Genomic DNA, 9,979 nt, shown 5'->3' with positions numbered 1-9,979 from the left:
CTAAAGGGGAAGGCAGGGGGATGGGCCTTCCAAAGCCTTCCCCTTTAGGGGAAGGTGCCCCCGAAGGGGGCGGATGAGGTATCCCGTGTTTCGAACCAGGCATGTTGGCTCGGCAACCCCAGGCGCAGTTGTGGAACCGCACCAACTCCAATTTTCCAAAAACCCAGGGCCCAGTGGCCCGGAAGAAATCGCAGAAAGCCACTCAGATTTTGCGCGCCGGAAATGTTTTGCCCACCCCAAGGGGTAACCTCCGTAAATGGGGTCCGGGGCCGACTCCCCCTGTCAGGGGGAGATGGTCCGAAGGGCCAGAGGGGGTAGGGTGGGCGACTATGAGCACGAAGTGCTCATCCGGAGCCGTCCCCGGCGGCGTTTTGGGTTATCTCTCCCGTACTCCCGGCGAAGCCCAGCGCAGCGGGTTCGCCGGGAAGAGGAGGAGCAAGGAAGCGGTCGCAGTTTTCGCCGCTAGGCGGAAACGGAGACAAGCGGACTTTGCGACGACGAGCCGCCATGGGCAAAGTAACTCGCCGCCCGCAGGCGGCGAAACTCCCCTGCGCAAACAATACCTCAAAGGCGGCGCGCCGAGGTCGTCGCGCCCTACACAAAAAACCGCTCTACCATCGCCCCCTCATCCGGCCCTTCGGGCCACCTTCCCCCCGAGGGGAAGGCTTTTGGGGGAGTCCCCTCATCCGTCACGGCTTCGCCGTGCCACCTTTCCCTATCCCCTCTGTCGCTTCGCGACATCTCCCCTTGACAAGGGGAGTCGGCCCCCGAGGGGAAGGCTTTTTGGGGGGATTATCTCCTCATCCGTCTGGCCTTCGGCCAGCCACCTTTCCCCAGGGGGAAGGCTTATTAGGAGGGCAGGCGGAAAAATGTAGTCCAAACCTTTACTTGTCAACAACCAAAAAAAGGAGACAATACAATGAGCAAAGTACAACCCCGCACCCTGTCCGGCTTCATGGAGCTCCTCCCGGCCCGGCAGGCGCAATTCGACCGCATGGTGGAGATTCTCCGCCGCACCTACTCCCTGTACGGCTTCACCCCCCTGGACACCCCCCTCATCGAGGCCAGCGAGGTTTTATTGGCCAAAGGGGGCGGCGAGACGGAGAAGCAGATCTACCGCTTTATGAAGGGGGACACCGACCTGTCCCTGCGCTTTGACCTGACGGTGCCTCTGGCCAAGTACGTGGCCCAGAACTACGGCCACCTCACCTTCCCCTTCCGCCGCTTCCAGATCGGCAAGGTCTACCGGGGCGAGCGGGCCCAGCGGGGCCGGTTCCGGGAGTTCTATCAGGCGGACATCGACGTGATCGGCGACGGCAAGCTGGACATCTCCAACGAGGCGGAGATCCCCTCCATCATCTACCGCGCCTTCACCGCCCTGGGCCTGAAGCGGTTCCAGATCCGGGTGAACAACCGGAAGATCCTCAACGGCTTCTACGCCATGCTGGGCCTCACCCAGCAGTCCGGAGAGATCATGCGCACCGTGGACAAGCTGGACAAGATCGGCGCGTCCAAGGTGAAGGAGCTGCTGGTGGAGGGCGGCGTCAGTGAGGACAGCGCCCAGGAAATTCTCCACTTCATCGGCATCTCCGGGGGCAACCAGGCGGTGCTGGCCGCCCTGGAGACCTACCGGGGCCGGAACGAGGTCTTTGACGCCGGCCTGGACGAGCTGACCACGGTAGTAAAATACCTGGCCGCCTTCGGCGTGCCCGAGACCCACTTCGCCGTGGACCTGACCATCGCCCGGGGCCTGGACTACTACACCGGCACCGTGTACGAGACCACCATGCTGGACCACCCGGAGATCGGCTCCATCTGTTCCGGCGGCCGGTATGATAACTTGGCGGAATATTATACCGATAAACAACTCCCCGGCGTTGGAATTTCCATCGGTCTGACCCGCCTGTTCTTCGTGCTGGAAGACCAGGGCTATCTGAACGACAGCCTGAACACCGCCCCCGCCGACGTGCTCCTCCTGCCCATGACCGAGGACCTGTCCCCCGCCATCGCCCTGGCCACCCAGCTGCGGGAGGCGGGCATCCGGGCTCAGATCCACGGCGAGCAGAAGAAATTCAAGCAGAAGATCTCCTACGCCGACAAGCTCCACATCCCCTATGTCATCTTCCTGGGGGAGGACGAGATCTCCTCCGGCGTGGCCGCCGTCAAGGACCTGGCCACCGGCGAGCAGGTGAAGCTGCCCCCCGCCGAGGCCATCGCTCACATCCAGGCCGGCCTGGACAAGCTCAACCAGGGCGCGCCCATTCTGGACCGGGGAGAGTAAGGCAGCCGGTCACGTTGTAGGGGCGACACTTGCGGTCGCCCGGCTCGCCGATCCACCCACACACCCTCCTGTGGGACGGAGAGACCCTGTGGGTAAACTGGCTTGGGAACCACTACTTGGGCTACCGTTCTACCAATCCCACAGAATTTGAGGCGGCTATCCAGCGGCTGGCCCGGGAGTATGGAGAAGCCGGAGCCGTTTCAACGTAGGGGCGGCACACCCGGGCCGCCCGCCCTTTGGTTTGGATTTTCATTCGGAGGTCACGCCTATGGACACCCCTCCCCTCCCCCGCCGGAAAACCATCCGCCTGCAAAATTACGACTATTCCCAAAACGGGGCCTATTTCGTCACCATCTGCACGGCGCACAAACGCCCCCTGTTCGGCGTTGTCCGTAGGGGCGACCCTTGCGGTCGCCCACCTGGACCGGCCTATGTGGAATACACTGCGCTTGGAAAAATTGCCTATCAAACATTCTCGCTTTTAGAATCCATTTATCCGGTTTCGGTCCCATGTTTCGTTGTAATGCCCGATCATGTTCATGCCATTATTGTCCTGGAACCACGGGCGACCGCAAGGGTCGCCCCTACGTTGGGCCGGGTCGTGGGTGCGTATAAATCAAAAACTGCTACACAATGGCTGCACATATGTAAGGAAAACCATCAAACAATGGGCAACATCTGGCAGCGCGGCTACTATGAACACATCCTCCGTAACCAACAGGACTTCGACGAGGCCGCCGGGTATATCGCCGGAAATCCGGTCCGGCGGCTGGAACGGGAGGGATTTTTGTGAAGAAGAAAATCGCCGTTGGGGCGGTCCTGATCACCCTTCTTCTGGTGGGCGGCGGGCTGTGGTACACCCGGCCGGTGACCATCCAGCAGCTCCGTCCGGAACTGGACTTGGAGGCCTGCTATGCCATCACGGCGTATTCCAGCACAGGCTTTGGGATCGAGATGGATTCCGTGACCTTAGGGCCGGACGATCCGCTCTTTCAGCCGCTGCTCACAGAACTTCAGGGGCAGACGTTTTCCCGCTCCATAGACAATATCCTTCCTTTTGAACTGCCCTCTTTTTCTCTATCCGATCTGCTTGCCGGCCTGCTTCATCTTGACGAGTATATGACCTATATCCGCTCTCCAGACCCGGACCTGTTTGAGTGGGAGCTGCATTTGGAATTTGCTTCTGCCAAGATTTCCGACGGGCAAACCCCCGCCGGACAGTCGCTTCTTATTTGCTATAACAACTATACAGCGGAATTGGAGATTCATAACAATACCGGCGGCACATGGCTTGTATCGACCCCGGACGAGACAGACTGGCCCATCCAGATATTGGAGCTCGTCTCCCCGGACCCAATATTATCTTCTTACCTCATGAACCCCCGCTATTAAAATACTGTTTGGAAAATAGATTTCAAAATTGCGATTAGGATATGATGCTATGAAAAAGAAAATCGCCGTTGGGGCATGCATCCTCGCCGCCCTGCTGGCGGCCGGCGGCCTGTGGTACACCCGGCCTCAGAGTTTCTGGGCGGTTACCGGCCTTGATCCCAGCCGCATCTCCGGAGTCTCCGGCCATGGGATGGAGCTCTCCGTGGAGCACAGCCGTGCCCGGACCACGTCCTGGACCATGGACCACCGCGGTCCTGGGGATGAGGACTATGAGGCGCTGATCGCGCTCTTGGAGCGCGGCAGCTACCGGGCCAAACTCAGCAATCTGACCGCCCCATTTTCCGACAGCCAGCCCGGCTCGGAGCAGTGGGTGACGCTGAACTTTGCCGTGGACGGCGAGCCCTTTCCCGTCCATATCCCAGTCCCCCAGACCATGACCATTCCCATCCCCGGCTCCCACGGATACTGGCAGTACGATGCCTCTGACCCCCAGATTCAGGCGGAGGTGCTCCAATATTTGAAGGCGAATGGGGAACAATCCTAATACATTTCTCAATTTTTAAAATATATATTACAAAATGGAGTTGATTTTATGGACAATCTGAAGAACTTCCGCCGCACCAACTACTGCGGCGACCTGCGTCTGAGCGACGCGGGCAAGACCGTCTCTCTGTGCGGCTGGGTGCAGCGGCAGCGGGACCTGGGCGGGCTGATCTTTGTGGACCTGCGGGACCGCACGGGCCTCATTCAGCTCTCCTTCGACGACAGCACCGACAAGGAGATCTTCGAGAAGGCCTCCACCCTGCGCTCCGAGTACGTCATCGCCGCCACCGGCCTGGTGCGGGAGCGTGAGAGCAAGACCAACAAGATCGCCACCGGCGACATCGAGGTGTACGTCACCGAGCTGCGCCTGCTGGCCCGCGCGGAGACCCCTCCCTTTGAGATCGTGGAGCACTCCAAGGCCAACGACATGCTGCGCCTGAAGTACCGCTATCTGGACCTGCGCCGCCCGGACATGCAGCACATGATCGCCACCCGCCACAAGGTGACCAAGGTGGCCCGGGACTACTTCGACGAGCAGGGCTTCTATGAGATCGAGACCCCCATGCTCACCAAGTCCACCCCCGAGGGGGCCCGGGACTACCTGGTGCCCTCCCGCGTCCACCCGGGCAAGTTCTACGCCCTGCCCCAGTCCCCCCAGCAGTACAAGCAGCTGCTGATGCTCTCCGGCTTTGACCGCTATATGCAGATCGCCCGCTGCTTCCGGGACGAGGATTTACGGGCCGACCGCCAGCCCGAGTTCACCCAGATCGACCTGGAGATGTCCTTCGTCAACGAGGACGACGTGATGGAGATCCAGGAGGGTTTTCTTCAGAGAGTTTTCAAGGAAGTGCTGGATGTAGACGTAAAGACCCCCTTCCTGCGCATGCCCTGGCGGGAGGCCATGGACCGCTTCGGCTCCGACAAGCCCGACCTGCGCTTCGGCTTTGAGCTCAAGGACATCAGCGACATCGTGAAGGACTGCGGCTTCTCCGTGTTCTCCAGCGCGGTCCAGGGCGGCGGCTCCGTACGGCTCATCAACGTGGACGGCCACGCCGCCGACTTCCCCCGGAAGAAGATCGACAAGCTGGCCGAGTTCGTCAAGACCTACAAGGCCAAGGGCCTGGCCTGGACCCGCCTCCACGACGGCCAGGTGACCTCCTCCTACCAGAAGTTCCTCACCGAGGAGGAGAACAAAGCGATCCTGGAGCGGGCCGGCGCCAAGGACGGGGACCTGGTCCTCATCGTGGGCGACGTGAAGGACGAGGTGGTCTTTGCCGCCCTGGGCGCCCTGCGGTGCGAGTGCGCCAAGCAGCTGGGCATCCTGGACCCCAAGGACTTCAAGTTCCTGTGGGTCACCGAGTTCCCCATGTTTGAGTACAGCGAGGAGGAGGGGCGCTACGTGGCCATGCACCACCCCTTCACCGCCCCCATGGACGAGGACATCGACAAGCTGGAGACCGACAAGAAGAACTGCCGGGCCAAGGCCTATGACATTGTCCTCAACGGCACCGAGCTGGGCGGCGGCTCCATCCGCATCTCCGTCCCCGAGACCCAGGAGGCCATGTTCCGGGCCCTGGGCTTCACCGACGAGGAGGCCATGGAGCGCTTCGGCCACCTGATCAACGCCTTCAAGTTCGGCGCGCCCCCCCACGGCGGCCTGGCCTACGGCCTGGACCGGCTGTGCATGCTCATGGCCGGGGCTGACTCCATCCGGGACGTGATCGCCTTCCCCAAGGTGCAGAACGCCTCCGAGCCCATGACCAACTGCCCCGACTTCGTGGACGACAAGCAGCTGGATGAGCTGAGCCTGGCTGTCACCCGGAAAGAGGAGACCTCCGAGGAGGAGTAACGTTTCCCGGTCGTCCACGAAGGGGCCCCATCGCAGATGGGGCGGCGCGTATGCGCCGTACAAGCGTTTTGCCCGCCAGGGCAAAACCTTGGCGCAGGGCGAATTCATTTCGCCCGAGCATTTTAATCCCAACGGGTCCCCACAAAATGCCCGCATTTTGTGGGCGGACGACAAGCAGCTGGATGAGCTGAGCTTGGCTGTTACCCGGAGAGAGGAAGCCTCTGACGAGGAGTAATCTTTTCTCGGTTTTTTGAAGATTGGATCCCCGCTGTTCTTTCGCTGGAACGGCGGGGATCTTCCTTGCTTCTTTGGGAAATTTCGCCGCCGTTTTTTCCTGTATGGGCGGCGCACTGCGCCCGCGGGCCGGTCTGGGACCGGCCCCTACGAGGGGAATGGGACCGTTCCTGTATCCGTGTAGGGGCGGGTGTCCTCACCCGCCCGCCCAAGAGGTTCCCTCCGCTCCGTAGGGGCGGCCTTTGGCCGCCCGCAAGCCGTCTCCCTGGGGGCCGATTCCCCCTGTCAGTGGGGAAGGCCCGGGCCAACGGCAGCTCCCCCGCCTATCCCCCCAAAAATCTCCGCCGTACGCTTAAAAATCCTTGGAATGTCAGAAAATGAGAGGAAAACTCCCCAAAAAAATTGACACCATGCACACAAAGTGGTATACTTCCATAAACTAAGAAAAACACAGTTTGATTTTGGCGTGGAGAACCTCTCCACGCTGTTTTTCCCAGGAGGCATTTATGAAAAAACTGATGATTTTTTTGCTGTGCTTTCTGCTGACCGGGTGCGCCGCACCCCAGGCTGGAGGTTCGGTGAGCTCCGGGTCCTCCGGCTCCGCCGCCTCCGGCTCGGTCTCCTCCCCCCAGGAGGGGGACGCGTCCTCTCAGACGCCCGCCCCGGACGCCTCCCAGGAGGGGAACCCCTCAGCCTCTGAGGACCCCGCCGGGTCCTCCGCCCCATCCGGCTCCTCCTCCAGCTCCTCCGGCACAACCCAGGACCCCCTCCCCCAGAACAAGGACCAGATCATCCAGGAGCTGGTGTCCGCCATGTCGGTGGAGGAGAAGGTGGGGCAGATGTTCTTCGTCCGCTGCCCCGAGACCGACCAGGCGGCCAAGGTGTCCCAGTATAAGCTGGGGGGCTATATCCTCTTTGGCCGGGACTTCAAGGATAAGACCGCCCAGCAGGTGCGGGACGAGATCGCCTCCTATCAGGCGTCCTCCGGCATCCCCATACTCATCGGCACCGATGAGGAGGGGGGCACGGTGGTCCGGGCCAGCAGCAACCCCAACCTGTTTCCCAGCCGGGAGCCATCCCCCCAGGTGCTGTACGCCCAGGGCGGGCTGGACGCCATTCTCCAGGACGCCCGGCAGAAGAGCGTCACCCTGCTGGACCTGGGGGTCAACGTGAACTTCGCCCCGGTGGCCGACGTGTCCACCGACCCCGCCGACTTTATCTATGAGCGCGCCCTGGGCCAGGACGCCCAGACCACCGCCGACTATGTGGCCCAGGTGGTGACCGTCATGGGTCAGGAGCGCATCGGCTCGGTGCTGAAGCATTTCCCGGGCTATGGAAACAACCAGGACACCCACACCGGCGTGGCCGTGGATGAGCGGCCCTATGAGACCTTTGAGACCTCCGACTTTCTCCCCTTTCAGGCGGGCATCCAGGCGGGGGCGGACGCGGTGCTGGTGAGCCACAACATCGTCACCTCCATGGATGAGAGCCTGCCCGCCTCCCTCTCCCCCGCCGTCCACCAGATCCTGCGGGACACTCTGGGCTTTGACGGGGTCATCCTCACCGACGACCTGGCCATGGACGCCGTGGCCCAGTACGCCCAGGACGGCTCGGCGGCCGTGCTGGCCGTTCAGGCGGGCAACGACATGGTCCTCACCACCGACTTTGAGACCCAGATCCCCCAGGTCATCGCCGCCGTGGAGGACGGGACCATCCCCATGGAGCAGATCGACCAGTCGGTGGCCCGGGTCCTCTCCTGGAAGTACGACCTCGGCCTGTTGGGCTATTAAACCACGCGCGCGGTCCGGGAACCTCTCCGGCCGCGCGTTTTTTCTCCGCTGAACGGAGTTTCCGCCCCAAAAAATTTCCACAGTTCCGCCCCTGGATGTGGAAAAAATCCGCCCTCGGAGGTTATCCCATGACCCCTCTCTGTGATGTTCTGAAACACTACGCCGCCCGGAACCCCGCCCGCTTCCACATGCCGGGGCACAAGGGCGGCCCTCTCCCCCTGCCGGAGCTGTCCGACGCCGCTTCTCTGGACGTGACCGAGATCCCCGGCACCGGCAACCTGTACCTGGCCGGAGAGCCCTTCGACTCCGCTCAAAAACCGTGGGCGGAACGCTTCGGCTTTGACCACTGCCAGTTTCTCACCGGCGGGTCCACCATGGGCATCCACACGGGGCTGTCCCTCCTGTGCGCCCCCGGGGATCAAATTTTGGTGGACCGGAACTGTCACCGGGCGGTATTCAACGCCATGGCCCTGCTGGACCTGGAGCCGGTGTACCTGGAGCGGCCCTGGCTGGAGCAGGAGAATCTCATCGGCCCCATCACCCCGGAGCAGGTGGAGTTTTCTCTGAAAACCCACCCAAATATCAAAACAGTTTGTATTACTTCCCCTACATATGCCGGAGTGTTGTCTGATATTGGGGCCATTTTCTCCGTCGTCCACGCCCACGGGGCCAGGCTGTTTGTGGACGGGGCCCACGGGGCCCACCTGCCCTTCCTGGGGCTGACCCCCTTTGCGGGGGCGGACGGGGTGGTGGTCAGCGCCCACAAGACCCTCCCCGCCCTGGGTCAGGCCGCCCTGCTGTTCACCAACGGGATCGACCCGGACCGGGTGCGGCGGATGGCCTCGGTGTTCGGCACCTCCAGCCCCTCCTACCCCATCCTGGCCAGCATGGACGCCGCCCGTGCCTGGCTGGAGGGGGACGGGGCCCGGGCCTACCGGCAGACCGCCCTCCGGGTGGCCCAGCTGCGGCAGAAGTTCCCCTCCCTGGCCGGGGACCTGTCCCTGGACCCCGCCCGGCTCACTCTGAACGTCCAGGACGGTCCCTCCTTCGCCCGGTCCCTGGAGGAGCAGAATATTTTTCCCGAGATGGAGGACGGGGGCCACGTGGTGTTTATCTGCACCCCCCAGGACCTGGAGGAGAACTTCGACCGCCTGGAGCGGGCCCTGGAGGGCATGGAGGACCGGATGGGGCCCTGTCCCCCCCTCCCCTCCCCTCCCCTGCCGGAGCGGGCGTGCTCCCTGCGGGAGGCCCTCTTTGCCCCCACCCAGCGGGTCCCCCTGTACCAAAGCGCTGGGCGGGTCTCGGCGGCTCAGATCGCCCCCTATCCCCCCGGCGTGCCCGTGGTGGCCCCCGGGGAGCGGATTTCCGAAAAAGAACTGGCCTATTTCCGGAAGATAGGGTATAATAGTACAGATATCCCTGTGATTGTATCCTCAAGCGGGGATTTTTGACTGGGGAAGTTCCGCCGCTCCGGCGGCGAGTGACTTTTTGGCCGCCCAAAAAGTCACCAAAAAAGCGCCAGGGGGTGGGTCCAATCGGATTCGGCTCCGCCTCATCCTCCATGTGCCCCACCCCCTGGACCCCCCATTTTACGGGGGCCGCCAATGCGGAGGTGTTGGCGGTCAACGCAAAGGCGCGGGTGGTTCAGCTGACTGGTTTCCGTTCTATTTCCGCTGCCGCTGAGGGTCGGGTAACCTTTGGGCGGTGCTTCTCCTGGTGGGGAGCGCGCCTTTGTGTGGGTGGGGCTCAAGTGCGGCTCAGGGGAACGGCGGGCGGGTCTCGGACCCGCCCCTACGGAGCGCCCGGAAAGGCGTATGTCTTTGCATAGGGGCCGGTCCCAGACCGGCCGCGGGCGGCCTTTGGCCGCTCACCTCATCCGTCACGCTTCGC

The 9,979-nt window shown here is 62.6% G+C and carries 7 protein-coding genes; all 7 read left to right on the top strand.

Annotated elements, in window-relative coordinates; genetic code table 11:
• Window positions 1-919: 919 nt before the first annotated feature.
• The 7 genes from hisS to B5F19_RS15650 all read left to right on the top strand — a co-directional run bounded on the left by hisS (window position 920) and on the right by B5F19_RS15650 (window position 9,540).
• Window positions 920-2,281: a histidine--tRNA ligase gene (hisS, locus tag B5F19_RS15680; protein ID WP_087292333.1), complete on the top strand. Its 1,362-nt coding sequence runs from the start codon at window positions 920-922 to the stop codon at window positions 2,279-2,281.
• Between the two features lie 268 nt (window positions 2,282-2,549).
• Window positions 2,550-3,074, top strand: a complete 525-nt coding sequence (locus B5F19_RS18220; protein ID WP_087292330.1) for a transposase — start codon at window positions 2,550-2,552, stop codon at window positions 3,072-3,074.
• Window positions 3,071-3,673 carry a hypothetical protein gene (locus B5F19_RS15670; protein WP_087292327.1) on the top strand — a complete coding sequence of 201 codons (603 nt, stop codon included), beginning with the start codon at window positions 3,071-3,073 and terminating at the stop codon, window positions 3,671-3,673. The genes B5F19_RS18220 and B5F19_RS15670 overlap by 4 nt, the downstream gene beginning before the upstream one ends.
• A gap of 49 nt (window positions 3,674-3,722) precedes the next feature.
• Window positions 3,723-4,217 carry a hypothetical protein gene (locus B5F19_RS15665; protein ID WP_087292324.1) on the top strand — a complete coding sequence of 165 codons (495 nt, stop codon included), beginning with the start codon at window positions 3,723-3,725 and terminating at the stop codon, window positions 4,215-4,217.
• A 48-nt stretch (window positions 4,218-4,265) separates the two neighbouring features.
• On the top strand, window positions 4,266-6,065 hold the full coding sequence (gene aspS / locus B5F19_RS15660; protein ID WP_087292321.1) for an aspartate--tRNA ligase: 1,800 nt from the start codon (window positions 4,266-4,268) through the stop codon (window positions 6,063-6,065).
• A gap of 740 nt (window positions 6,066-6,805) precedes the next feature.
• Window positions 6,806-8,089 (top strand): glycoside hydrolase family 3 N-terminal domain-containing protein, encoded by a 1,284-nt coding sequence (locus B5F19_RS15655; RefSeq protein ID WP_242972844.1) that lies wholly within the window; start codon window positions 6,806-6,808, stop codon window positions 8,087-8,089.
• Window positions 8,090-8,217: 128 nt separating this feature from the next.
• Window positions 8,218-9,540: an aminotransferase class V-fold PLP-dependent enzyme gene (locus B5F19_RS15650; protein WP_087292319.1), complete on the top strand. Its 1,323-nt coding sequence runs from the start codon at window positions 8,218-8,220 to the stop codon at window positions 9,538-9,540.
• Window positions 9,541-9,979: the final 439 nt, after the last annotated feature.

Source organism: Pseudoflavonifractor sp. An184 (assembly GCF_002160305.1).
Lineage (GTDB): Bacteria > Bacillota > Clostridia > Oscillospirales > Oscillospiraceae > Lawsonibacter > Lawsonibacter pullicola.
This window is presented reverse-complemented; position numbering and strand designations above follow the sequence as displayed.

What these genes read in the sequence shown, in the direction of transcription:
- B5F19_RS15665 (WP_087292324.1), top strand. Translation starts at nt 3,723, where the DNA reads ATGAAAAAGAAAATCGCCGTTGGGGCATGCATCCTCGCCGCCCTGCTG.
- B5F19_RS15655 (WP_242972844.1), top strand. Translation starts at nt 6,806, where the DNA reads ATGAAAAAACTGATGATTTTTTTGCTGTGCTTTCTGCTGACCGGGTGC.
- aspS (WP_087292321.1), top strand. Translation starts at nt 4,266, where the DNA reads ATGGACAATCTGAAGAACTTCCGCCGCACCAACTACTGCGGCGACCTG.
- B5F19_RS15650 (WP_087292319.1), top strand. Translation starts at nt 8,218, where the DNA reads ATGACCCCTCTCTGTGATGTTCTGAAACACTACGCCGCCCGGAACCCC.
- B5F19_RS18220 (WP_087292330.1), top strand. Translation starts at nt 2,550, where the DNA reads ATGGACACCCCTCCCCTCCCCCGCCGGAAAACCATCCGCCTGCAAAAT.
- hisS (WP_087292333.1), top strand. Translation starts at nt 920, where the DNA reads ATGAGCAAAGTACAACCCCGCACCCTGTCCGGCTTCATGGAGCTCCTC.